Annotated in this window: 18 protein-coding genes; 9 read left to right on the top strand and 9 right to left on the bottom strand. The window is 37.5% G+C overall.

Features of this window, described 5'->3' with window-relative positions:
- Nucleotides 1-5 precede the first annotated feature (5 nt).
- From NDQ75_RS02870 to NDQ75_RS02840, 7 genes are all read right to left on the bottom strand, one after another.
- The gene (locus NDQ75_RS02870) at nt 6-1,025 is read right to left on the bottom strand and encodes a LacI family DNA-binding transcriptional regulator (protein WP_202027872.1); all 1,020 of its coding nucleotides are present in this window, start codon (nt 1,023-1,025) and stop codon (nt 6-8) included.
- A 256-nt stretch (nt 1,026-1,281) separates the two neighbouring features.
- Nucleotides 1,282-1,722 carry a YHS domain-containing (seleno)protein gene (locus NDQ75_RS02865; protein ID WP_202027871.1) on the bottom strand — a complete coding sequence of 147 codons (441 nt, stop codon included), beginning with the start codon at nt 1,720-1,722 and terminating at the stop codon, nt 1,282-1,284.
- 91 nt (nt 1,723-1,813) lie between these two features.
- Entirely contained in the window at nt 1,814-3,337 is a 1,524-nt protein-coding gene (locus NDQ75_RS02860) for an SGNH/GDSL hydrolase family protein (protein WP_202027870.1), read from the bottom strand.
- 19 nt (nt 3,338-3,356) lie between these two features.
- Complete coding sequence (locus tag NDQ75_RS02855) at nt 3,357-6,104, bottom strand: TonB-dependent receptor (RefSeq protein ID WP_202027869.1); 2,748 nt, start codon at nt 6,102-6,104, stop codon at nt 3,357-3,359.
- Nucleotides 6,105-6,191: 87 nt separating this feature from the next.
- Nucleotides 6,192-8,039, bottom strand: a complete 1,848-nt coding sequence (glmS, locus tag NDQ75_RS02850; protein ID WP_202027868.1) for a glutamine--fructose-6-phosphate transaminase (isomerizing) — start codon at nt 8,037-8,039, stop codon at nt 6,192-6,194.
- A gap of 16 nt (nt 8,040-8,055) precedes the next feature.
- On the bottom strand, nt 8,056-9,699 hold the full coding sequence (locus tag NDQ75_RS02845; protein WP_202027867.1) for a DUF4270 domain-containing protein: 1,644 nt from the start codon (nt 9,697-9,699) through the stop codon (nt 8,056-8,058).
- An 11-nt stretch (nt 9,700-9,710) separates the two neighbouring features.
- Nucleotides 9,711-10,520, bottom strand: coding sequence for a glycogen/starch synthase (locus NDQ75_RS02840; protein WP_202027866.1), 810 nt, complete (start codon nt 10,518-10,520; stop codon nt 9,711-9,713).
- A 108-nt stretch (nt 10,521-10,628) separates the two neighbouring features.
- On the opposite strand from NDQ75_RS02840, the gene panC reads away from it, so the two are divergent.
- From panC to NDQ75_RS02820, 4 genes are read left to right on the top strand one after another with little or no spacing between them, the layout of a single operon-like run.
- Nucleotides 10,629-11,477 (top strand): pantoate--beta-alanine ligase, encoded by an 849-nt coding sequence (gene panC, locus NDQ75_RS02835; RefSeq protein ID WP_202027865.1) that lies wholly within the window; start codon nt 10,629-10,631, stop codon nt 11,475-11,477.
- A gap of 12 nt (nt 11,478-11,489) precedes the next feature.
- On the top strand, nt 11,490-11,840 hold the full coding sequence (gene panD, locus NDQ75_RS02830; RefSeq protein ID WP_202027864.1) for an aspartate 1-decarboxylase: 351 nt from the start codon (nt 11,490-11,492) through the stop codon (nt 11,838-11,840).
- 1 nt (nt 11,841) lies between these two features.
- Entirely contained in the window at nt 11,842-12,807 is a 966-nt protein-coding gene (locus NDQ75_RS02825; protein WP_202027863.1) for a lysylphosphatidylglycerol synthase transmembrane domain-containing protein, read from the top strand.
- A gap of 33 nt (nt 12,808-12,840) precedes the next feature.
- Nucleotides 12,841-13,986 (top strand): alpha/beta hydrolase, encoded by a 1,146-nt coding sequence (locus tag NDQ75_RS02820; protein ID WP_202027862.1) that lies wholly within the window; start codon nt 12,841-12,843, stop codon nt 13,984-13,986.
- 119 nt (nt 13,987-14,105) lie between these two features.
- On the opposite strand, the gene NDQ75_RS02815 is transcribed toward NDQ75_RS02820, so the two are convergent.
- Entirely contained in the window at nt 14,106-16,169 is a 2,064-nt protein-coding gene (locus tag NDQ75_RS02815; protein ID WP_202027861.1) for a M16 family metallopeptidase, read from the bottom strand.
- An 8-nt stretch (nt 16,170-16,177) separates the two neighbouring features.
- A complete protein-coding gene (locus NDQ75_RS02810; RefSeq protein WP_202028669.1) occupies nt 16,178-17,506 on the bottom strand; it encodes a M16 family metallopeptidase in 1,329 nt (442 codons plus the stop codon).
- Between the two features lie 184 nt (nt 17,507-17,690).
- Between NDQ75_RS02810 and NDQ75_RS02805 the strand changes: the two genes are divergently transcribed.
- The 5 genes from NDQ75_RS02805 to NDQ75_RS02785 all read left to right on the top strand — a co-directional run bounded on the left by NDQ75_RS02805 (nt 17,691) and on the right by NDQ75_RS02785 (nt 24,152).
- The gene (locus NDQ75_RS02805) at nt 17,691-18,152 is read left to right on the top strand and encodes a DUF4199 domain-containing protein (protein ID WP_202027860.1); all 462 of its coding nucleotides are present in this window, start codon (nt 17,691-17,693) and stop codon (nt 18,150-18,152) included.
- 95 nt (nt 18,153-18,247) lie between these two features.
- Nucleotides 18,248-18,916, top strand: a complete 669-nt coding sequence (gene rplU, locus NDQ75_RS02800; RefSeq protein ID WP_202027859.1) for a 50S ribosomal protein L21 — start codon at nt 18,248-18,250, stop codon at nt 18,914-18,916.
- A 69-nt stretch (nt 18,917-18,985) separates the two neighbouring features.
- Complete coding sequence (gene rpmA, locus NDQ75_RS02795) at nt 18,986-19,246, top strand: 50S ribosomal protein L27 (RefSeq protein ID WP_202027858.1); 261 nt, start codon at nt 18,986-18,988, stop codon at nt 19,244-19,246.
- A 263-nt stretch (nt 19,247-19,509) separates the two neighbouring features.
- Complete coding sequence (locus NDQ75_RS02790) at nt 19,510-21,111, top strand: tetratricopeptide repeat protein (RefSeq protein ID WP_202027857.1); 1,602 nt, start codon at nt 19,510-19,512, stop codon at nt 21,109-21,111.
- 167 nt (nt 21,112-21,278) lie between these two features.
- Nucleotides 21,279-24,152: a TonB-dependent receptor gene (locus NDQ75_RS02785; RefSeq protein ID WP_202027856.1), complete on the top strand. Its 2,874-nt coding sequence runs from the start codon at nt 21,279-21,281 to the stop codon at nt 24,150-24,152.

Below are 24,152 nucleotides of genomic sequence, written 5' to 3'. Positions count from 1 at the left end.
AAAAATTAGAGAGTAGATTCCCTTTTTACCAAACTGGATTTTATAATCTCGGTCTCATAAGGGCGCGATTCAAAATCTTCTTCCTCCAAGCGTTTAATGAGGAGGTCGGCTGCCCTTTCTCCTATTTCTTCACCATGCTGACTAACAGTGGTTAGGGACGGACTGCTACTTACTGAGATGATTCCGTCGGTAAAGCCGATAAAAGAAATGTCATTGGGCGCTGTTTTACCCATTTTTTGCGCTATTTTCATGGCAGAAACCGCAAAAAATTCCGTTACGCCAAAAACAGCATCTACTTCATGGTTTTTTAATAATTGTTCTACAGGTTCAAATCCGCTGTAAAAGTCTTCTATTTTAACAATTAGGTTCTCATCTACTTCCAAACCAGCATCGGTAAGAGCTTTTTTGTAGCCTTCGGTACGCAGTTTACCCACACTCATATAATCTGGCATGGTCAAGAGCGCTATTTTTTTTCTTCCACTTTCAATTAAATATGAAACAGCACTGTAGGCTCCGTGAAAGTCATCAATAATAACCTTGTCACAATTTACTTGATCGGTAACGCGGTCTATCATCACAACTGGCATCCCTTGGTTAATCACTTCATTTATATGATGAAAATCTTGCTTCTTTTCTGTATCCTTCGACAATGACATTATAAAACCATCAATACTTCCGTTGGCCAACATTTGCATATTGATTACTTCTTTGTCGAAAGACTCATTGGAAATACAAACAATTACATTGTATCCTTTTTCTGAAGCTAATCTCTCAACTCCCGTAATTACGGAAGAGAAAAAGTAATGAACAATTTCCGGTAGAATAATGCCAATATTCTTTGTTTTCTGGTTTTTTAAACTCAGCGCAATGTTATTGGGTTTGTAGTGGTGTTCTTTGGCAAAAGCTTGAATAATTTCTTTTGTTTTCTCACTAATTTCTGGGCTATCCTTTAATGCTTTGGAAACCGTAGAAATAGATACGTTGAACCTTCTGGAAATCTCTTTAAGCGTTATTTTTTGCTTCATTTTATTAACCTTTGCGTGGATGGTATTTCAAAAGTAAGCTTTTTCTAAGAAAAACAATTTCAATTTATACCAGTTCTTGTTTAAAATTACTGAAAAAGAAAACGAATATTTTTTTCTTTATATGAAGAAGAAAACTAAGACATAGCCCTAGCTACGTTTTCTTTTTATTCTAAAATAGAAAGGAAAAAAGAGCGTTTTATGGCAGTCATTTCAAATATGAAATGGTATTTGCCAAGTAACCTAAAATATGGCACTATCAACGGTGCTTAGCCGTTATTTTTTGCCAATTTGCATCAGCGTTTTTACGAAGAGCTTCGGCACCTTCTTCTTCCCAAAGTTCCAACGTATTGTTTCCCCAGCTATTATAAAAAAGATATAATTTGTCTTCCCTAATTTCAAAGGTATTTGGATTCACTTTTACCTTTTTACCATCGGCCATGGCATACGCACAATACCCTCCGTATTGCGGAATGTATTTCTTCGGATTATTTTTAAAAGCCTTTAAATTTTCTTCTGAAGAAAATCTAAACTCTGCATCGGCATAGGTTACTTTTAATGCTGAGGTGCCTTTTTTCGGTTTCCCTTGAAAATATGAAACAACATCAAATCCTTCAGCAACGGCTCCTTTTTGTTCATTGAATTGTGCTTTTGAAGAGAAAACAAAAAACAATAAAATGTATGTAAGTCTAATTTTCATGAAACTATTTTTGTATAGTTAGTTGCATTTAAGCTACCAACATTACTTTAATGTACATCATTTTCTCTTCAAAAGCATAATAAACTATTATTTATGGTAATTGAGCAGGATACAAGGTGTTGTAATCTGCTGCTTTCAGTCTTGGTAAAACGGCATCAAAACTATTTTCTATCGCTTCTAAAAAGTTATTTGCCAAATAAGCGTAACCACGAGCGGTTGGATGAACTCCATCCAAAGAAAATGCCCCTCCAAACACCAAATCGCCATTCAGCACAAACTCATCAAATGAAGCCCCGCCATTTACCACTTCATCTAAAATAGCGTTGGCGTCTACTAGTGCTAATCCGTTTTGCTCTGCCACGGCTTCTATGGTGCTATTAAAAGCAATAACCGCATCTGTCGATGCTTTTTGTTCGCTTGGGAGTAGTACAGCACCGTCCTGCAGTGGATAAGTGACACCAACATTATTGAAAGGTGCTGGGACACCAGCCTGTTCAGTTCCGATTAGGGATGAAGTAGGTAAGGTAATTAGGTCCATTTCTGTAGCATGTCTCGCCTGTCCATACAACATGGCCATTAAGCCAGCTTGCTGAGCTGGAATTCCTGCCTGTTGCAGTGCGCCGTTGAGTTGGGCAGAAAGGTCTTGAAGGTCTTCATCTTTAATCATTAAGGGGTTGTTTGCGCCAGCTTCCAGTAAAACCAATCGATCTCCTGCGCCCAAGGCTGTTAATATTTGCTTTACAGGGCCAATTAATTGCATGTTTAATTGATTGGCAGTCGCTTCATCTAAAGGTACTGGATTAAATGGAACAGTAGTGAAATATGGAATAGACGTTACATTTGGAATATTAGCCACAGCACCCTTTGCGCCATTGGCGGTTAATTGCGCCACGATTCCGCTATAAACTTGGGCGAAAACATTAGGATCAGTAATGTCGTTGCTGGCGTAGGTGCTTGGATCTAAATTTCCTTTTTGGTCGACTCCAGTTCCTCCAGAAGTAGCGTATCCCAATACGTCGTTATTTCCTATCCAAAGCGTAAAGAAAGTTGGATTTTGACTAACGGCATCGGCAATTATAGAGGTGCTTGGGTTAGAGGCAAAACGAACGAAATACGGATTCGCTTGACCGCTTTGCACACCTGCAATGTTTCCATATCCATTTGCCAGAAGATGATAACTTAACGCTCCTGGAACGCCCATGTTGTTAAAGTTTCCTGACAGTGTTTGGGAAATTTCCGTAGTCGGGTTTCCAGGCAAACGGGCTGGTCCTGAGCCGTTGAAAAATAAACGGTTTTCTAGGATTACGTTGCCTCCAAGGGTAGCTCCCCCAAGATTATCATTCATTAAGGGTTGGGAAAATTCTCCTCCTCCAACTAACGAGAACTGTTGCGCTAACAAATTCGGCATAGAGTTTTGCTGACTAGCCTGAAAAAGTGCGCCATCAGTATATCCAGCGGTTAATGAATTCCCTACGGAAACGTAATTTGAAAAATCGGCTGTACCGGCAGAATATATTACTTCAGGATCTGTTCCTTCTGAGCTATCATCATCGGAACTACAGCTTATGAGCCCGATTAAAAAAAACGTAAGTATAGCGATATATTTTGTGTTCATTGTTTGTAGTATTTTGATTTTAGAAATTGTTGATGGTCCAAGACACATAGAATTGCGACCCAATTAAACCGGTTCCATAGGCAGTAAAATATTCTTCAGCACCGATATTGGTAGCTCCGACCTTAAAGGTTGATTTGATGGAAGTAATTCCGTAACTAAGCTGCGCATCAAAAACGTTAAAAGAAGGTACATTTCCGTCTCCAAAAGAAGCTTGCCAGAAAAACGCATCACTCCATCGGTAGTTAATATTAAAGCCAAAATTTTCTACCAGGTTGGTGTGGCCAAAAGATGCTTTTACTTTATGTTTCGGGGTGTTGAATCCAGGTCTAAAATCTGGATCGTCCTGTTCAAAATCTGCAAATGTATAATTTGCTGACAAATCAAAACCGTTTAGCACTTTCGTGGCCACCGCAACGGCTGCACCATAAGATTGCACGCCGGATTCTGCATTGGTATAGGTTTGAAATATACGTGTATCCCCACTTTGCAATGCGGCTAGCGATTGACTGTTATCGCCAACTTGACCGTATAATGGAACAATAACGTTTTCATTCGCTATAAAGTCTTCATAATCGGTGTAGTAACCGCTCAAATCTATACTGAATTTGCCTAGCTGGGCTCTATAACCAACTTCGTAAGCAATTGCTTTTTCAGGTTCAACGATATCAACATCGGCTAATTCTGGAGTGCCCGCTTGAACTGAACTAACGGAAAATGAGTTTTCATAAGCATCTCGTCCGCTAATGGTTGCAGTGTTTTGCCCTCCGTTGGCAGCTGCATTATTTACGTTATATGTTCGTACATATCTGTCTAAATTATCTTCCGCAGAACCTACCAAGACAGCGCGACCTACATCTAACCCAATATACAAATCTTGAGTTGTCGGGTTTCTAAAAGCCGTTTGTATAGATGCCCTGAAGTTATGGTTCTTTTCTTCGCCGGCAGTATATCCAATTGAAAAACGTGGAGTTACTTGTCCATCAAATAATTCTGACTTATCATAACGGAAAGAAGCAGTTAATTTTAAACGTTCGTCCATTAATTGTTTCTGAATTTGGGTATAAAGTCCCAACTCGTTGTAGCTAATAGGACCGTCGAAATCCGTAAAAATAGTTCCGAAGGAATTCAAGCGATACGTTCTGAAAGATCCACCAACTTGAATATCTGCAAAATCAATAAGGTCTGAAAAATTATAGTTTGCATCGGCATGATACAATTGGGAGGCATCCCTAAATTGCGATCCTGAAGCCAAGTCAGGGTCATTGGTAACGGTGTCAAAAGCATTTTGAAATTCTGGTGTACCCGGCAGTAGCCTACCCGTATCGGCAGTTTGTCTAGCTAATTGATGTGCCTGCTCGCTGGAAGCTCCCCCGAGGGTTGCTTGCACATAAGCACCAGCATACTCTCCAAACCAAGCTCTATCATCCTTCCAAAAGCGATTAATATTGATACCGGTGAAGCGCATATCGTAAGAGTCTCCAGCATCTTCATCTGTCATATATCCACGAACGAAAAAGTTTTTATCACGTACTTCTATTTTATGCTGTTGAAGGAAGAAATTTCTTAAGGAGTAACGGTTTGCACCTTGATAAATAGTGGCTCCTTTTCCTACTTTAGCTTGGTAGATAATTTCAAAGTCATCTGCAAAAGGTCGGTAATGGAGGGCAGCATCAAACTTTATACTCTCCGCCTCATAATTGGTGAGGTTGCTTTCCAAATAACCCGTTCTACTAACGGTTTCGTTTGGAAGTAAATTTACAGCACCTGAAGGGATTAATCCTTGGCTCGCCAAAGCTTGTCCAACGCCACGAATATTTGTGCTCACTTCATCACCATACACATTTAGGCCGTCATAGTTAGGAGCCTCTCGACCGACGCCTGGATTTAAAACATTTTCTTGACTTACCGCATACCAGTCGGTTCCTTTTAGATATGAAAAGTTTGCTTTAGCGGCAAATTTATCCGAAAATTTCTTAGCTGCCCTGATACCTAAATCCCAATAAACATTATCTCCTGCAGCTTCTTGGGATGTCATTCCGGTTTTTACATACGCGCTAATTCCATCATCATCAAACGGATTTTTACTGCGCATAAATAGAATACCATTAAACGCATTGGCACCATAAAGGGCAGAGGAAGCTCCTGGAAGTAACTCAACACTTTGTACGTCGATTTCTGTCATCCCCAGTAAATTTCCCAATGGAAAGTTTAGGGCAGGAGCGGAGTTGTCCATTCCGTCCACTAATTGCACAAAGCGAGTATTTGCAAAGGCTGCAAATCCACGTGTGTTAATAGATTTAAACGTTAAACTGTTCGTGTTGATGTCAACACCTTTTAAATTCTCCAATCCGCCATAAAAATCGATTGAAGCAGTATTTTTAATTTCCTTTAAACCAAATCGCTCCACGGTCACGGGCGATTCAAAAATCCGTTCCGGGGTTCGTGAGGCAGAAATTACAATTTCCCCCAGATTAGTAGTTTGTTCCGCCAATTGAACAGAAATCGATTCGCTGGAAGATAACGCAATCGTTTGCGAAGTAAATCCAATACTTGAAACTGTAATGGAGATTGGGAAAGATTGTTCTACAGAAAGGGTGAAATTTCCGTCGAAATCAGTTACTGTTCCAACAGAGGTGCCACTTACAATAACATTGGCACTTGGGATGGGCTGTCCTTGCTCATCGGTAACGTTACCTGAAATGGTAGTTTGGGCAGAAATAATCCCAGCAGACATAAAAATGAATGCAAAAAAAATTGTTCTCATCATAATTTAGTTAGTTTTAGACAAGAACAATATACATATTTTTTTAATTCCGCAATCATTTATGTTAATAATTGCGGAATTAATAATCTGCTATTCCACAGTAACTGATTTTGCTAGGTTTCTCGGCTGATCGACATTACAACCACGCATTACAGCAATGTGATAAGAAAGTAATTGAAGCGGAATTGTCGTTAACAAGGGTGTTAAGCCTTCGATAGTTTCGGGAACTTCAATAACATAATCTGCCATTGATTTAACCTCCGTATCACCTTTTGTAACAATACCTATAATTTTTCCTTTTCTGGATTTTATCTCCTGAATATTACTTACCACTTTTTCATAATGGCCTTTTTTTGTAGCAATAACCACTACAGGCATTTGCTCATCAATCAAGGCGATTGGGCCATGCTTCATTTCAGCAGCAGGGTAACCTTCAGCATGGATATAAGAAATTTCTTTTAGTTTCAGAGCTCCTTCCAATGCTACAGGGAAATTGTATCCACGACCTAAATAAAGGAAGTTTGGTGAATCCTTGTAAACGGAAGAAATATATTTAATGTGGTCATCCACTTTTAAACTTTCTTCAACTTTGGCAGGAATGGCTTCCATTTCAGCTAAATACTTATGGAAGTCAGTTTTGGAAATCATTCCTTTAGACTGCGCCAATTTTAAAGCAATTAAAGTAAGTACGGTAATTTGTGTAGTGAAAGCTTTGGTAGAAGCTACCCCAATCTCTGGACCGGCATGTGTGTAAGCACCTGCATGGGATTCTCTCGCTATGGAAGAACCAACTACATTACAAACACCAAATACAAAGGCTCCGTGTTGTTTTGCCAGTTTAATAGCTGCCAATGTATCTGCAGTTTCTCCGGATTGAGAAATGGCGATTACTACATCTTCGGAAGTAATCACTGGATTACGGTACCTAAATTCAGAAGCATATTCTACTTCTACAGGAATTCTAACCAAGTCTTCAAAGATATATTCGGCAACCAATCCTGCGTGCCAAGAAGTTCCGCAGGCAACAATAATTATTCTTTTCGCTTTTAAGATTTTCTCTAGGTTATCTTCAATCCCAGCCATTTTAATGATTCCTTCGTTAATACGAAGTCGGCCACGGTAAGTATCTTTAATGGCCTCTGGTTGTTCATGAATTTCCTTCAGCATAAAATGGTCGTAACCATTCTTTTCGATCTGCTCCAAATTTAATTGTAGCTCATGTACAAAAGGAGCTACAGGCTTATCATTCTTGATTTCACGAATCTTAACGTCTCGTCCTAATTTGATGATTGCCATTTGTTCGTCTTCCAAATAAATAGCATTATTGGTGAATTCGATAAATGGTGAGGCATCAGAAGCAATAAAAAACTCATCTTCGCCAATACCAATTGCCAACGGACTACCTAATTTGGCAGCAACGATTTCGTCTGGTTTGGTCCGGTCGAAAACGGCAATAGCATAGGCTCCGATTACTTGATTTAAAGCAATTTGAACTGCTTTACCTAATTTTACTTCCTCTTTATTTTTTATGTATTCAATGAGATTTACCAATACTTCGGTGTCGGTATCAGATTGAAAAGTGTATCCTCTTTTTTCAAGAGCAGTTTTTATGGAGCCGTAATTTTCTATAATTCCGTTGTGGATGATAACCAGATCACCAGAATTAGAATAATGCGGATGCGCATTCACATCGTTAGGAACCCCGTGTGTTGCCCATCGGGTATGGCCTAAGCCAATATTTCCTTTGGTGATATTTTCATTTTCGGCTTTTGCCTTTAAATCGGCTACTTTTCCTTTGGTTTTACAAAGTTGTGCATTTTTACCATCGTATAAAACAATTCCTGCACTGTCATAACCTCGGTATTCTAGACGTTCCAGTCCTTTTACAACAATTGGATAGGCTTCTCTAGGGCCTATGTAACCTACAATCCCACACATTCGTTTAAATTTTTAGTTAGTTATTACCCGTAGCACTTGGCTCGGTGTAATAAATTTCGAGTTTTAATCTTTTTTCATCATTGTCTGGAACATTGTTTCCTTTTAAAACGGTTCCATACATATTAGTGATAGAAGCTTGAGGGACTGTAACTTCTTCTGCGTTTTGAAATGCAGAAACATTTACAGAATTAAAAATATTGCTTGAGGTAGATAAGCCCAATCTAGTGTTGGTAGAATCATTACGAATTATATTATTGATATAATCTGTAACTCTGAATTTATATTGTAATCCTGAATCGTTATTTTTATCTAACCTACCTCCATAATTATTAAAAGTTGTGGAATCAACCCCTGTTCCTCCGGCTAAATCCAAATTATAATCGATTAACGCCCGATTATTGTTCAAATCATATAGATATAAACGTTGTGGGAGCGTAAGATCTGTTTGTTCAGGAAGGGAAGATTCGTCTACGTAAAAGACTAAATTAGCTTCGTTAATCAACCATCCTTTTTCTATCGCTTCTTGAAACGCTATTTCTGTGTTACCAGTTCCTGCCAAAACATCTATTTCCACGTAGCTTCCAGCACCTCCGTAAGGATAGAGTTTAGATGCATTGGCATTATTAAACTCATTGGTTATATCCATTGGGTAAGCAGCATTCTCAATATAATTAACCTTGTTTCCTCCCGTTAAATTTAATTTAAAGGATTTGCTCTTTATGGTGTCTTTTTCATCTACCACTGCATCGTAATCGTATTCTATCTCTACATTCCCTCCATTTGCATTAAGAAGCATCGCTAAATCTTCGTTAGGCATATCGGCAGAGATATAAAGTCCGCGAAGGAAATCTTTAAAGTTATTCTGGCTAGTTAATACACTTTGCCCTTCATTATCCAATATTTTCTGCTGAAAAAAGTCTTTATTCAGTTCTACGCGTATTCCAGGTCTAATTCTTTCTTTCGGAACTTTAGACTCATCAACATCATCGGTATCTGGGTCGTCTTCCGCCTCTGGGTCTGAAATAACAATTTCCTCAAAACTTAACTTATATGTATTTTCGTAAAGAACGGTCGTTGCGAAAGGAAGCGGGTCTTCATTTGAAAAATATTCCTGAGCTTCCTGGAAATTACTGTCCGGGTCCAAATCACGTAAAAACTTAGTGAATTCCTGTACTTTTAAGTTGAAGGCAGCTTCTCTATTTCCGAAAATGGAATCTACCCGAAAAGGTTTGGGTTCGTCCTCATCCAAATCGGTTGTGTCAGCCAATTCGGTGCTGAAAAAAGGAATGTTTAGATACACAGCTGTGATTCTTTCGTTTTCTGAACCTTCACTGTTTTCTTCACTTTGAGATTTATCACCAAAAGATGGATTTGTGGTAGCTAACTGTAGTTGACTCGCAAATGAGGTTGTGCTTACCCCGTAAATAGCATGATTTAAATCACCTAATTGATAACCGGGGAGCCCATTGGTACGAACGCTTTGCAATTTTCTGTTGAACGCAGAAACGTCAAAAGATTTGTTATTGGTGGTTATCTGTCCATTATCCACCAAATCAACCCCAACAGTATTGTAATCTTTCTCGCAGGCTATAAAAAAAATAACACTACTTAAAACAAGCAGTGTTGTTAACACTTTCCCTCCTTTAAAACTCCTCTTCATTTGTATTTTAATTAGCTTAATACTTTTGTTTCGTAAAATTTGTGGTAAGCCTCTTCAAATTCATAAATTGAAACGAATGGCTGCACGGGCTTATCCAAACCGTCGATGTGTTGTTTTAAATCATCCGGCAATTCTTCCGAAGCTACTACAACAGCATCGGAATGGTCTACCGCTACTTTTAGCACGTTGCTATACGTTGGTTCTGCCAAAGAGCTTATTGCTTCTTCTTCAATTCCATCAAATTTCACTTTGTTCAACATCTCTTTGTCTAACGTGCCTTCAAAACCTTTGTTGTACACAGAAGTAACTATTTTACTTTCGGCAAATAGCGGTTCATCTGCATAGTATTTTTTCAAATACAAAGGCAACAAGGATGCCATCCAACCATGGACGTGAATGATATCTGGATTCCAATTAAGTTTTTTTACTGTTTCCACAACTCCTTTGGCAAAGAAAATGGCGCGCTCGTCATTATCAGGGAACAAGTTGCCGTCTTCATCGGTGAATGTAGCTTTTCTCTTAAAATACTCTTCGTTATCTATAAAGTAAACCTGAATTCTTTCTTTTGGGATGGAAGCAACTTTAATAATCAATGGCATATCCATGTCGTTTACCACTAAATTCATCCCAGAGAGCCTAATTACTTCGTGCAGTTGATGCCTTCTCTCATTAATATTTCCAAAACGAGGCATAAAGATTCGTATTTGCCCTCCTCTATCGTTCACCATTCTTGGACTTTCGTAAGCCATTGAAGACACTTCGTTTTCCGGTAAGTAAGGAACCATTTCAGAAGCGACAAATAATACTCTTTTGTCTGTCATAAATTCAATTTATTTCTTTGGACTAAGGTTTAAAGCATGCAAAAATACAAAAAATATGCCTAATTAGTTAATTTTATATAGCTTTGCACGCTGTTAATTTTTTTCAAAATGCAAATTTTTCATAAAAAAGAAGCATTGATTGAATTCCTTCAGAAGGAAAAAAATGTGCCTCAAACCATAGGGCTGGTCCCCACCATGGGCGCCTTGCACAAAGGTCACCTTTCACTGGTAGAAAATGCGCTACAGAATAACACCCTTGTGGTGGTAAGCATATTTGTAAACCCTACTCAGTTCGATAATAAAAGCGATTTGGAAAAATATCCAAAGAGTTTGGAAAACGACTTGGAGAAGCTAAAATCCTTGTCCGATAACCTAATCATTTTTGCGCCTTCTGCGGAAGATATTTACGACGATAATATTACCTCGGAAGCCTTCGATTTTGACGGACTAGAAAATGAAATGGAAGGTAAATTTAGAAGCGGTCATTTTGACGGAGTTGGAACCATTGTGAAAAAGTTATTTTCTATCGTAACGCCAAATAACGCTTATTTTGGCGAAAAAGACTTCCAGCAGCTCCAAATCATCAAAAAAATGGTTGAAAAAAACCAGCTTCCTGTCAATATTGTTGGATGTCCCATAAGTAGGGAAGAGAACGGACTCGCCATGAGTTCCCGCAACGAACGCCTCCCGAAGGAGGTTCGCGAAAAAGCATCCTTCATCTACGAAACCATTCTAAAAGCAAAAGAAAAGTTTGGCACAGAAAGTGCAATAGACACCGTGAATTGGATAGAAAAGCAATTCAGCTCAAATGCCAATTTTAAATTGGAATATGCTGAAATTGCTAATGAAAAAACGTTAAAACCTGTTAAAACAAAAAAAGATAACGAACACTACAGACTTTTTGTTGCTGTATATGCAAATGACATAAGACTGATAGATAATGTGGCGTTAAATTAATACCTTTGTATCATGCAAATTGAAGTAGTAAAGTCTAAGATTCACAGAGTTACGGTTACTGGTGCCGACCTAAATTACATAGGAAGCATTACCATAGACGAAGCACTTATGGAGGCTTCTAATATTATTGAAGGGGAAAAAGTACAGATAGTTAATATCAATAACGGAGAACGACTGGAAACCTACGCCATAAAAGGCGCTAAAAATAGTGGCGAAATCACTTTAAATGGGCCCGCAGCCAGAAGAGTTCAAAAAGGGGACGTAATAATTATTATCTCTTACGGAATAATGGACTTTGAAGAAGCTAAAAGCTTTAAACCCTCATTGATTTTCCCTAATGAAAAGGATAATACCTTGACATAATGTGAAAACATCCTTTAAAAATATACTTAAAAAAACACTCCCACTTTTGTTGGGAGTTTTTTTAATTTGGTACTCTTATTCCCATACCACGCCTGAAGACCGAAAAAGTATATTTGAAGCTGTGAAAAATGCAGATTATTTCTGGGTAATTGCCTCTTTATTTCTCGGTTTTTTAAGTCATTTTACCAGAGCACTCCGGTGGAACCTTTTACTAGAACCCATAGGTTATAAGCCTAAAATAATGAATAATCTCATGGCTATATTTGTGGGGTATCTAGCTAATTTAGGTATTCCTAGGTCGGGGGAAGTGCTTCGGGCGACCACCTTAACGACTTACGAAAAAGTTCCCTTTCAAAAAACATTTGGCACCATTATCGCCGAAAGGGTAATCGATGTGGTTTTGTTATTGACTATAGTGGCTGTGACTGCCATTCTTCAAACTGAAGTAATTGCTGATTACTTCGCCAATAAAAACGTCAACTTTTTAAAATTAAGTTTATTTGGCGTAGCCTTGCTTGTGGCAGGCATTGCATTTTTATTACTTATAAAAAGAGCAAAGAGTGGTTTTCTTTTGAAAGTAAAGAATTTTGTTTTCGAGCTTATCGAAGGCGTTATGAGTATTTTTAAAATGAAAAGAAAATGGCTTTTTATAATCTACACCTTGCTTATTTGGGTTTTATATATTGCTATGTTCTGGCTAATTAAATACAGTATTCCGGAAACTGCCTCGCTTTCCCTAAATGCTATTTTAGCTGCTTTTGTAGCCGGAGCTTTTGCTATGAGCGCTACAAACGGCGGTATCGGGCTTTACCCAATAGCTGTAAGTAAAATTTTATTAGTGTACGGTATTTCCAAGGCTTCCGGGGATGCATTTGGATGGATTATGTGGACTTCACAAACGCTTATGGTCGTTGTTTTTGGAGCTTTGGCGTTTCTTTTTTTACCATTCTACAATAGAAACAAATAATTTTTTATCTTTCGTCCACCAAATCTAAAGACCATGAAAAAGACTACATTTATTTGTACCGCACTCTTTTTGTGTGCATTAACAATGAGTTCTCAGGTAACTTCTACCACCCTAGAATCGTATAAATTAGCTGAAAAAAGGGATATTCAACTTTATGTTCCTGAAGATTATTCCGCAGAAAAATCGTATCCACTTATTGTTGTACTAGATGCCGATTACCTTTTTGATATTGTTGTGGCCAATAGTAAGTTTTATGCGTATAAAGATGAAATGCCCAAAAGTATTATTGTAGGTGTTAATCAAGAAAAAACGCGTTATGAAGACTGTTTTTATAGTGATGAAAACGGTTTTCCAGATAAAAAAGGAAATGCTTTCTTTGAGTTTATCGGGATGGAACTCATCCCTATGGTTGCAAAAAATTATAACCTAGCACAGTTTAAAGCGATAGTTGGACACGGAACTACGGCTAATTTTGGTAACTACTATCTTTTTAAAGGAAATTCTTTATTTAATGCGTACATCAATTTGTCCCCTACTTTTGCGCCAACGCTGGAAAGAAATACTCCTGAAAGATTAGGAGGTTTGGAGGAAATGCTTTTTTATTATATCGCTACCGGTGAAAATGATGAAAGAGAAAATTTAGAAAGAATCAGGGTGTTCCAGAATACTATGAAGGGTATTACTAATGATAATATCCACTATTATTTTGATGAGTTTGAGCATGCCGACCATTACTCAGTTGCTTCCTACGGAATTCCGAAAGCGTTGGACAAAATTTTTCAAATGTACAAACCCATTAGTGTTGAGGAATACAAAAAAGATGTTTTGGCGTATGAAGGTCCAGTAGTTGGCTATCTTACCGAAAAGTACAACACCATTGAAACATTATTTGGTTTTAAAAAACAAGTAAGTCTTAATGATATGATGGCGATTTATGCTGCCACCAAGAAGAAGGAGGATTTGGAGTCGCTAAATGAACTGAGCAAAATTGCAAAAAAAGAATATCCGGATACAATGCTTGGATTTTTCTGGGAAGCAGAATATTTTGAACAAATGGGAGAGCCTAAAAAGGCAATGCGCACTTACGAGAAAGCTTTCGGAATGCCAGAAATTGACTTTGCCACAAAGGATCTTGCTTTAGAGCGAATCGATGCTTTAAAAGCCGATTTTGGTTGGTAGACGATGAATAGAATTTTATTGACTGACTTTTTTGCTTCGAAGCAAGTCAACAAGTCAAATGTTAAAATAAAAAAAGGCTCCTAAAAAGGAGCCTTTTTTGTTCTTATTAGCCAGATGGACTATTCGAAATCCTTATCTGTAAAACTTGGATTTATTTTCACATCAATAAGTTTGCTTTCTATGGGTTGTCCGCCCAAAGAAGCTTTTTTAACTGATGGAAATAAAATTCCGTCGTAATCTTTATAGTCGCTTACCAACGCTTCTTGGTTCTGCGTTTGTCCGTTCATGCTTACCACAGAAGCTTCTTTTACTTTTAGCCCAGTTTCAGCATCATAAAAATACGCTTGCTGAATAACATCCCCGGGAACTTCAATTTTATAAGCATCTTTGCCTTCTACTTTTTCAATGCCCGCTAATTTTGCCGAATCATTATTTAGCATAGCAAGCTCTGGAAAAGTTCCAATGGCACTTTTCATGTCCTTAAGCATATTTGGAGGAAGCGGTATTTTATTTCCTGCTTGTTTCATATAAACTTCCTCGCTATTGGCAATTACGGCCATCATCGGGCTTCCATTCATGTAGGTGGTTTGCGCGTATTTGTCGGCAGTTCTTTTTTCCTCGGATTTTACCGTGGCACCGTTAAAACTTCCTTCGTAAGAAAGTGTGAGCGATGAAATACTTTCTACTTTATCTTTCCCTCCAATAGCTTTAAGGTAATTAGACAAAACACTTTTTGCATCAACACCTTCTGGAACAGTGACATTGTAGTTTGGCTTTTCTACTTTTTCGGCTTTTTTATTGTAATAATTCATTGGATAGTCGAGAGCCTCTAATTTTTCGGCAATTTCACTTCCTTTTCCAGCTACAATAATTCGGGCTTTGTTCGGCTTAAAGTATTTTTTGGCTACGCGTTGTACATCCGCTACGGTAACGGCATTTATTTTTTTCAAATAATTTAAATAAAAATCCTCAGGAAGGTTTCTGGTTTTAATGTTAAGCGCATAGCGAGCAATGGTTTTCGGATCTTCTAAAGCGATTACAAAGTTTCCAACATATTTTGCTTTTGCGTTTACCAAATCTTCGTTACTTACGGGTTCTTCAGTAATTCTTTTTATCTCTTTCATGAATTCAACCACAGCGCTATCCGTAACAGCATTTCTTACGCTGGCGTTCGCTTCAAATTGAGAAGCATTGTATTCATCTACGTCTATGTAAGATCTTGCTCCATAGGTATATCCATGCGCTTCACGTAAGTTCATGTTTAAGTAACTGGAAAAACTTCCTCCTAAAATATGGTTTGCAATAAGTGCAGCATGATAATCTTCATCGGCCATTTTTATGTCTGCCATATTTTCTACTTGAATTTCCGACTGCACTGCATTTGGCATGTCTACAAAATCAATTTGCGTGTACTGAACATCTCTAGGTGCAGAATAAGTGACTTGGGGTGCGGTGTCTTTTTTCCATGCTGAAAAATTATCTTTCACCAACTTTTTAACCTCATTGGCCTTTACGTCGCCAACAATAACCAAATAGGCTTTTGCGGGCTTAAAGTACGTATTGTAAAAGTTTTTTACATCTGCCAACGTTAGGTTGTTGATGCTTTCCTCGGTCATAAATTCTCCGTAAGGGTGATCTTTTCCGTAGGATAATGCGTTAGAAACCCTTGAGGCAATTCTAGAAACGTCGTTTTCAGAAGATTTTATGCTTTCTATAAGTTGTTTCTTCTTTTTATCAAATTCTTCTTCGGGAAAAACAGGATTTATCGCTCCATCGGCCATCAAGGCTAGTATTTCAGGAAAGTATTTCGATAAAGCTCCTGCGAAGGCTCCTTGTGCTCCATAGTTTACTGAAGCTCCTAGATAATCAATCTTTTCATTAAACTCATCTTTGGATAGGGAAGTAGTTCCGCTTCCCAACATACTTCCGGTAAGGGAAGAAATACCCGCTTTGTTTCCTTCGGCAATGGGTGCATTGTCAATAGTCAATGTCATGGAAACCCTAGGTAATTTATGGTTTTCCACCACCATAACGGTTAGTCCGTTTTTCAAGGTGAAAGTCTCCGGTTCAGAAAGATTTATTTCCGGGGCTGGCCCTGGCTTGGGCTGCTTGGTTCGGTCTATTTGAGCAAAAGTAAAACCAATGCTCAGTAAAAATATAATGGATAGTATTTTAGTCTTCATAAGAATTTCTATTTTTCTTCAGTAGATTTTGGTAAGTATTCAACGCGTAAACGTTGATTCTTGTTTAGGTATTTGTTTGCCACTCTTTTGATGTCTTCCCGACTGATATTTCTGTAAATTTCGATTTCAGAATTTATCAGGTTAGTGTCGCCATACAACATATAGTATCTAGCTAAAGAATTGGCAATACCTTCGATGCTTGCATTGGAGTTAACAAAATCGTTTTCCATTTTATTCTGAAGTTTTTGGTAATCTTTATCAGAAATTAAAGTGGTTTGAAGCTTTTTGATTTCTTCATCTATCTCTGTTTCCAATTGTTGAAGCGGAACATCGCCCAATGGAAGTGCAAAAATATTGTACATACTGTAATCTTCCTGCGCTCTGTTAAAAGCAAAAACTTGTAAAGCAGATTTGTTTTCATCTACCATTTTCTTGTATAGTTTGGAAGTTTTCCCATCACTTAAATATGTAGAAATCATGTTGAGAACATACGCATCTTTTTCAGTCATAGCCGGAGTTCTGTACGCTAGCGCCAATGCTGGGATTTGGATGTTGCTATCGTATTCTGTAGCTTTTATCTCTTGCGTGATAGGCTCTTCTTTCGGGAAATTCCTTGTAATGGGCTCTCCCTTGGGAATCGGACCGAAATAATCTTTTATCATTTTTTCAGTTTCCTTTATATCGATATCCCCGGCAACCACGAGCACGGCATTGTTTGGTACGTAGTATTTATGGTTGAACTCTTTAAATTCTTGAAGAGTGGCGGCATCTAGATCTTCCATAGAGCCAATTACGCTCCATCTGTAAGGATGTTTTTTGAATAGATACGGTTGAATAGCCGTGCCGTAGATGAGTCCACCATATGGAGAGTTGTCAATTCGTTGACGTTTCTCTTCTTTAACCACTTCGTTTTGGGTTTCCACACCAATTTCGTTAATAATTGGGTGCATTAACCGTTCAGATTCCATCCAAAGACCCAGTTCCAATTTGTTAGAAGGGAAAACCTCGTAGTAATAAGTCCTGTCGGTTGTGGTGTTAGCGTTGTTGCTTCCGCCGTTGGAACTTACAATTTTAAACCATTCACCTCTTTCAATATTCTTAGTTCCTTCAAAAAGAAGATGTTCAAAGAAGTGGGCGAAACCTGTACGGTTCGGTTTTTCATCTTTAGATCCTACATGGTACATTACGGAGGTGGTTACCACAGGAGCGGTGTTGTCTTGGTGTAGAATAACGTGCACGCCATTGGCCAAGTCGTATTCTTGAAATTTAATTTCTTGAGCAAAGGAAATAGCTGCAAGTGCTATTGCCAAAACAAAAGAGAGTACAGTTTTTACCATCATTTTAATTTTTTAGTTGCTTATTTGACGTCTTTTCGCAAAAAATGTTACAATTTTTCTGACGTAACTAAAATAAAGATTATTTACTTCAAAAAGACATTTTAAGGTAAAAATTAGATTACATTTAACTTTCGCATTCATATTTTTTTGTAACTTAAATGCAAATAAACCAAAGAATTAATATATGAATCCGAATAGAGTATTTTTTAGATACGGTTTAATCATCGCAGTCGTTTTAATAGCTTATTTTTTAATCATTAGACTGGTAGGGCTGCATGAAAATATCTGGTTGCGTATCGTAAACGGGGCAATTGTAGCCTATGGTTTGTATGCATCTATTAGAATGCGAAAGCTTTTAGAAGGTGATAATTTTAATTACTATAAAGGTTTCACTACCGGAATTTATGCCGGGTTTTTGGCAACCTTGGTTTTTGTGATTTTTATGGCCGTTTACATGTATCATTTAGATCCAGAATTCCCAAATTCTATATTGGATTCTTGGATGAAAGATTACAACCAAGGCCCTGGAATATTGCTTTTTATACTTACGATTGAAGGTTTTGCTTCGAGCGTGGTACTAACCTTGGCTTTCATGCAAAGATTTAAACCCAGCTGGAATACTAAAAAAAGTGTTCAAAAGGCATAAAAACATTTGTTCTTTAATGATTTAGCAGTATATTTGCACCCGCTTAATTTGTTTAGGCGGGTTTTATATTTAGTTAAATTATTAATTATTACGCTATGTACGCAATTGTAGAGATAGCAGGGCAGCAATTTAAAGTTGCGAAAGACCAAAAAGTTTTTGTACATCGTTTGGCTTCGGAAGAAGGAGATAAAGTATCGTTTGATAACGTACTTTTATTGGATAACGATGGCGATGTAACTATTGGCGCCCCGGCTATAGACGGAGCCGCTGTTGAGGCAAAAGTCGTTAAGCACCTTAAAGGTGATAAAGTTATTGTTTTCAAAAAGAAAAGACGTAAAGGTTACCGTGTGAAAAATGGTCACAGACAATCTTTAACTGAAATCGTTATTGAAGACATCGTAGCTAAAGGAGCTACCAAGAAAGCTGCTCCTAAGAAAAAAGCTGAACCAAAGGCTAAAGAAGAAGCAAAGCCTGCAGCTAAAAAAGCTACCACAAAAAAATCTACTTCTAAAAAAGGAGACGATTTAAAGAAAATTGAAGGGATTGGACCTAAAGCAGCTGAGGCTTTAACAAACGCAGGCGTTGATACGTATGCTAAGTTGGCTAAAAAATCTGCTGATGAGGTTAAGGAAATCTTAACTGAGGCTAGTTCTACTTTAGCTCATTTAGATCCAGGAACATGGGCAGACCAAGCGCAACTTGCTGCTGATGGGAAATGGGATGAGCTACAGAAATGGCAAGATGAATTAAACGGTGGTAAATAATCCATCGAGAGTACAAAAAAATAAAGTATAACATTTCTTGATCTTTCAAGAACATTAAAACCGAAAGAAATGGCACACAAAAAAGGTGTTGGTAGTTCCAAGAACGGTAGAGAATCAGAATCGAAACGCTTAGGTGTTAAGATTTTTGGTGGTCAAGCTGCTATTGCTGGAAATATCATCGTAAGACAAAGAGGTACGTCTCATAACCCAGGTGAAAATGTATATATGGGGAAAGACCATACATTACATGCCAAGGTTGACGGTATCGTTAAGTTTGAAAAGAAAAGAAATAACAGATCTTATGTTTCTATAGAGCCTTTCGAGGCTTAATAAGCGTTATTTTCTAAAAAAATTACCCTTCTGGTCATCGTACTAAGAAGGGTTTTTTTATATCCATAGCTGGGATGATTCGTCTTTATTGGATTTTAATAATTCAATTGTCAAACTGTTCCGAAGCTTCGAGAATCGAAGCCCGTCATGGAACTTTATTTTGCCCTAATTAACCATCACTTCATAAAAACAACTATTTCTTAATCGCGGGGTAACCTCTCTTTTTTTCTACTGAAGTAATTTTCTGAATTTTAAATTTGATAATGACAGAAAGTAAACACTGCAGTAAACCAATTCTTCTATTCTTACTCTTATTTATTTCGTTAGTTGCTAATTCTCAACAAAAGGGTTTTCCCGAACTCAAAATCAACGAAATTGATATTGAGTTTTCAAAGCTGAAAGATAACTTGGCGGCAGCAAAAGAAAAAAAGGATACCACCGAAATAGCGCTTGCCTATCTTCATTTTGCTCACTTTTACAAAAATGTTGGTGCTTTAAATGAAGCCATACATCATCTTCTGGAAGCTGCGCGCTTTTTTAAAGAGAAAATTTCTGTATTGGCCTTTAATACTAAAATGGAAATTGGTCATATTCATTTTACATTGAAACATTTTATAACCGCAAAGCACTTTTATTCTGAAGCACTTTTAATTTCCCAAAAGCTAAATTACAAAAATGGTGAAGCAAAAGCCGAAGGGGCGCTGGGTAACTGTTTTGAAAAGCAAAGTGATTACGAGAAAGCATTGCTTCATCAAAATAATAGTTTGCAACTCTTTCTATCTTTAAAAGATAGTGTTGGTTTGGCTATGGTGAATGAAAATATTGGAAGTGCTTATGAAGATTTGGAAAGGTACAAAGAGGCAGAGAACTATTTTTCCAAAGCTCTTTCCTACGCAAATAAAAACTTGAAAATTGATAGAAAAATCAATATCCTAAATAATCTCGGCGATGTTCATAGAAAAAGGGGTGATGTGGCACAAGGGATTATTTTTACTTATAAAGCGAAGCATCTAGCGGAGGAAACCAATAATAAGCATCAGTTGGAAAGTGCTTATAAAGATTTGTCGAAGGCATATAGAATTACGGGTGATTTCGAGGAAGCGTATATTAATTTGGTTTTATCGGATTCCATTCGCGAAGAAATTTTGGAATTGCAAAATGTTCAGCAGGTTAATTCGTTGCAAGCCTTGTATGGCGCCAAGGAAAAAGATTCGGAAATAAAGCTTTTAACAAAACAAAATGAAGTAAATAAGGCAAGGGAGCAGTTGATGATGATTCTAATTCTGGTTTTGATGGCTGCTTCGGTGGTTGTGTATTTCTATTTAAAAAAGAGAAAAGCGCATGAAATTAAATTGCAATCCTATCAGCAGAAAATATTAAAACAGGATTTAGAAAAGAAGAAATTAAAAGAGGAAAGCTTGGAGCGGGAAATTGAGTTAAAAACGAGCTCCTTGTCCAAATACAGCTTGCATCTGGCGCACAAAAATAGAACGTTAACACATGTAGCCCAAACCTTGAATAACATAAAAGGCCGAAAGCGTTTGGATATAGACGCTAAATTGACTGAATTGGTTAAGGAGATAGAAGGAGACCTTTCGGAAAAAAAGGAATGGAATCAGTTTATGGATTATTTTGAGCAAATCCATCCCAGTTTTTTTGATAACCTTAAAAGTAAATCTAAAGAAAGTCTTTCCAATGCAGAGCTGCGGTTAAGCATGTTGTTGCGATTAAATTTATCTTCAAAAGAAATTGCTTCCATTTTATATTTAACAGCAGACAGCGTTCGAGTGGCAAGATATAGGTTGCGTAAAAAGATCGCTATCCAAGGCGGAGAGGAATTAACCCAATTTTTGCAACAATTGTAACGAAAGTGACCGCGCAATAACCAAAATGTTTATTTAATGTTTTTTAATCTTTAATGTTGCCTTTAAATACACAAGTAATATTCGGTTTCATTACATTTTGTTTTCATCAAGTTCACCTCGTAAAGTATTGTAAAATATAGCTTTGTGATGATAACAAACCCATACTTATGAAATCAATTAAACTAATTTTTACAACATTTTTTGTTGCCATGTTTATGAGTTTTACCTATGCTCAAAATGGCAATATTCAAGGAACAATTGCAGATGAAAACGGTATTTATGTGCCCGGGGCAACTGTTTTAATTCAGGACTTAAACAAAGGAGTTATTTCTGATAATGATGGAAAATTCACTTTTGTATCTGTTCCGGCGGGAACGCATCAACTATTAATAAAATATTTAGGTTTTGCCGACTTTCAGAAGGAAATAACAGTATCTCCAAATCAAACGGCTTCCATAACCATCATTTTGGCTGCTGAGAGTTTAGAATTGGATGGAGTGGAGGTTTCTGCCTTTGGACTAAGTGGGCAATCCAGAGCTTTAAATACACAAAAAAATAACACCAATATTACCAATGTGGTGTCTACCGATCAGATAGGGAAATTTCCAGATGCCAATATTGGAGATGCCGTTAAAAGAATTCCTGGAATTACCATGCAAGTGGATCAAGGGGAAGCACGAAATATTATTGTACGCGGACTTTCCCCTCAATTGAATTCTGTCACTTTAAACGGAAGTAGAATTCCTTCCGCCGAAGGCGATAACAGAAATATTCAAATGGATTTGATTCCTTCGGATATGATTCAAACCATAGAGGTGAATAAGGCGGTAACACCAGATATGGACGGAGATGCTTTGGGTGGTTCGGTAAACCTTATAACGAGAACAGCCCCGCAGGGATTTCGTGTTTCCGCAACGGCTGGATCTGGGATTAATTTTATTACCAACAAACGAATTTTAAACGGATCTTTTTTGGTGGGAGACCGCACCGATGATGGTAAATTTGGATGGATGCTAGGCGCTTCGGTAAACGATAACGATTTTGGTTCGGATAATGTCGAGGCTGAATGGACAGATGAGTTTGAGTATAACACTGGTCAGCAGGATGCCGATGGCGAAGATATTTTGGAAGAGTTGGATGTGAATCCGTATAATAATGTTTTTGAACAGCGCACCTATCTTGTACAGCGTATTAGAAGAAGTTTTTCTGCCAATTTGGATTATAAATTGGATGATAACAACAGCATTTATCTAAAAACCATGTACAACTGGCGCGATGATCGTGAGAATAGATTGGCGTACAGCAACGAAATTTTGGATGCTGAAGACATCGGTGTCAACGATTTCACCATTGATACCAACAATAATTTAATTGGATTTCCTGTAGAGGCAAAACGGGAAACTAAAGGAGGTATTTCTGGAGGAAGAAATGACAACGCCCGCTTGGAAGACCAACGTATGCAGAACTACAGCTTGGGCGGTGAACATTTATTTGGTTCCTTAAAGTTTGATTGGATGACATCTTACGCAAAAGCTTCAGAAGAGCGTAAAAATGAGCGCTATATTGTGTATGAAAATGAATTTCTGATTAATAGAAATATCGATACTAAAAAACCATTATATCTTCCGCAGAATAACGACGACGCTGCATTGAGCAATTATGAATTTGATGAGCTTACAGAAGAATATCAGTATACAGAAGAAGAGGATATCAATGCATTTTTAAATTTTGAGCTTCCTGCAGATTTCTTCGGAAATGGAGATGGTTCGATAAAATTTGGAGGCCGTACACGTTTGAAGAACAAATTCAGGGATAATAATTTCTTTGAATACACGCCGCTTTTTAATGAATATGAAACGATGGATTTAGTACCGACTCGTGACTATTCCGATAGTGATTTCCTAGCTGGAAGTCAATACCAAGCAGGTTCCTTTGTGACTCCAGAATTTTTGGGTGGATTAAATTTAAAAGATGGTACCCAATTCGAAGAAGAATCAGTACCGGATGAATTCTTAAGAGGAAACTTTGATGTGGATGAAGATGTGTATGCTGGGTATGTTATGGCTACCCAAAAACTAACACCAAAATTAACATTGTTGGCTGGGGTTAGAATAGAAAACACACAAATTACCGCCAGAGGAAACGAAATTTTAGATGAAGAAGATTTAATTGGGGAAATTGTAGATGAAAGTTCCTACACGAATGTGTTGCCAGGCGTTCATTTTAAATATAATTTTTCAGATAAAACTATTCTTCGCTTGGCATGGACAAACACCCTGGCGCGTCCTAATTATGTAGATTTGGTTCCTTATGTAGATGTTGTTACGGAAGATGAAGAATTGTATTTAGGGAATGCAGATTTGGACCCGACTACATCCATGAATTTCGACATCATGGCAGAACATTATTTTCAGTCTGTTGGAATAGTATCTGGAGGTGTTTTCTATAAAAATATCGATAAGTTTATTTACACTTCCCGTTTCGAGGTACAAGATGATTTCTACGGAAATGGAACCGCCGGTTTTGAAGTTTTTCAGCCACAAAATGGTGATAACGCTTCTGTTTTAGGAGCAGAGGTTTCTTTTCAGCGACAATTGGATTTTTTGCCTGGTTTTGCTAAAAACTTCAATATTTATTTAAATTATACATACTTAACTTCAGATGCTGAAGGAATTCGTAATGAAGATGGCGAAGAGCGAGACGATTTGGATTTACCGAATACGGCCCCGAATATGTTCAATGGTTCTTTTGGGTATGCAGATGATAGATTTAGTATTCGTTTTTCCGCCAATTATTCTGATGCTTATATTGATGAAATTGGAGGAAATGCTTTTGAAGATCGATACTATGATGAGCAGTTTTTCTTAGATTTCAACGCCAGTTTCGCTATTACCAATAATTTAAGGGTGTATGCGGAATTGAATAACATCACCAACCAACCGCTACGTTATTACCAAGGGCAAAAAGACCGAACGATGCAAATGGAATATTATGAGAAAAGATTGACCTTCGGACTCAAATACGATTTATTCAGAAAGTAA

Origin of the sequence: Galbibacter mesophilus, assembly GCF_023721415.1 — a bacterium.
Classification (GTDB): domain Bacteria; phylum Bacteroidota; class Bacteroidia; order Flavobacteriales; family Flavobacteriaceae; genus Galbibacter; species Galbibacter mesophilus.
The sequence above is the reverse complement of the archived record's forward strand: the minus strand, read 5'-3'. Positions and strand labels throughout refer to the sequence as shown.

Bases quoted from the DNA above. Each gene is read 5' to 3' on its own strand.
- NDQ75_RS02865 (WP_202027871.1), bottom strand. From the start codon at position 1,722: ATGAAAATTAGACTTACATACATTTTATTGTTTTTTGTTTTCTCTTCA.
- NDQ75_RS02870 (WP_202027872.1), bottom strand. From the start codon at position 1,025: ATGAAGCAAAAAATAACGCTTAAAGAGATTTCCAGAAGGTTCAACGTA.
- NDQ75_RS02855 (WP_202027869.1), bottom strand. From the start codon at position 6,104: ATGATGAGAACAATTTTTTTTGCATTCATTTTTATGTCTGCTGGGATT.
- NDQ75_RS02815 (WP_202027861.1), bottom strand. From the start codon at position 16,169: ATGAAGACTAAAATACTATCCATTATATTTTTACTGAGCATTGGTTTT.
- NDQ75_RS02860 (WP_202027870.1), bottom strand. From the start codon at position 3,337: ATGAACACAAAATATATCGCTATACTTACGTTTTTTTTAATCGGGCTC.
- NDQ75_RS02790 (WP_202027857.1), top strand. From the start codon at position 19,510: ATGACAGAAAGTAAACACTGCAGTAAACCAATTCTTCTATTCTTACTC.
- rplU (WP_202027859.1), top strand. From the start codon at position 18,248: ATGTACGCAATTGTAGAGATAGCAGGGCAGCAATTTAAAGTTGCGAAA.
- NDQ75_RS02820 (WP_202027862.1), top strand. From the start codon at position 12,841: ATGAAAAAGACTACATTTATTTGTACCGCACTCTTTTTGTGTGCATTA.
- NDQ75_RS02785 (WP_202027856.1), top strand. From the start codon at position 21,279: ATGAAATCAATTAAACTAATTTTTACAACATTTTTTGTTGCCATGTTT.
- rpmA (WP_202027858.1), top strand. From the start codon at position 18,986: ATGGCACACAAAAAAGGTGTTGGTAGTTCCAAGAACGGTAGAGAATCA.
- NDQ75_RS02840 (WP_202027866.1), bottom strand. From the start codon at position 10,520: ATGACAGACAAAAGAGTATTATTTGTCGCTTCTGAAATGGTTCCTTAC.
- NDQ75_RS02805 (WP_202027860.1), top strand. From the start codon at position 17,691: ATGAATCCGAATAGAGTATTTTTTAGATACGGTTTAATCATCGCAGTC.
- panD (WP_202027864.1), top strand. From the start codon at position 11,490: ATGCAAATTGAAGTAGTAAAGTCTAAGATTCACAGAGTTACGGTTACT.
- panC (WP_202027865.1), top strand. From the start codon at position 10,629: ATGCAAATTTTTCATAAAAAAGAAGCATTGATTGAATTCCTTCAGAAG.
- glmS (WP_202027868.1), bottom strand. From the start codon at position 8,039: ATGTGTGGGATTGTAGGTTACATAGGCCCTAGAGAAGCCTATCCAATT.
- NDQ75_RS02845 (WP_202027867.1), bottom strand. From the start codon at position 9,699: ATGAAGAGGAGTTTTAAAGGAGGGAAAGTGTTAACAACACTGCTTGTT.
- NDQ75_RS02810 (WP_202028669.1), bottom strand. From the start codon at position 17,506: ATGGTAAAAACTGTACTCTCTTTTGTTTTGGCAATAGCACTTGCAGCT.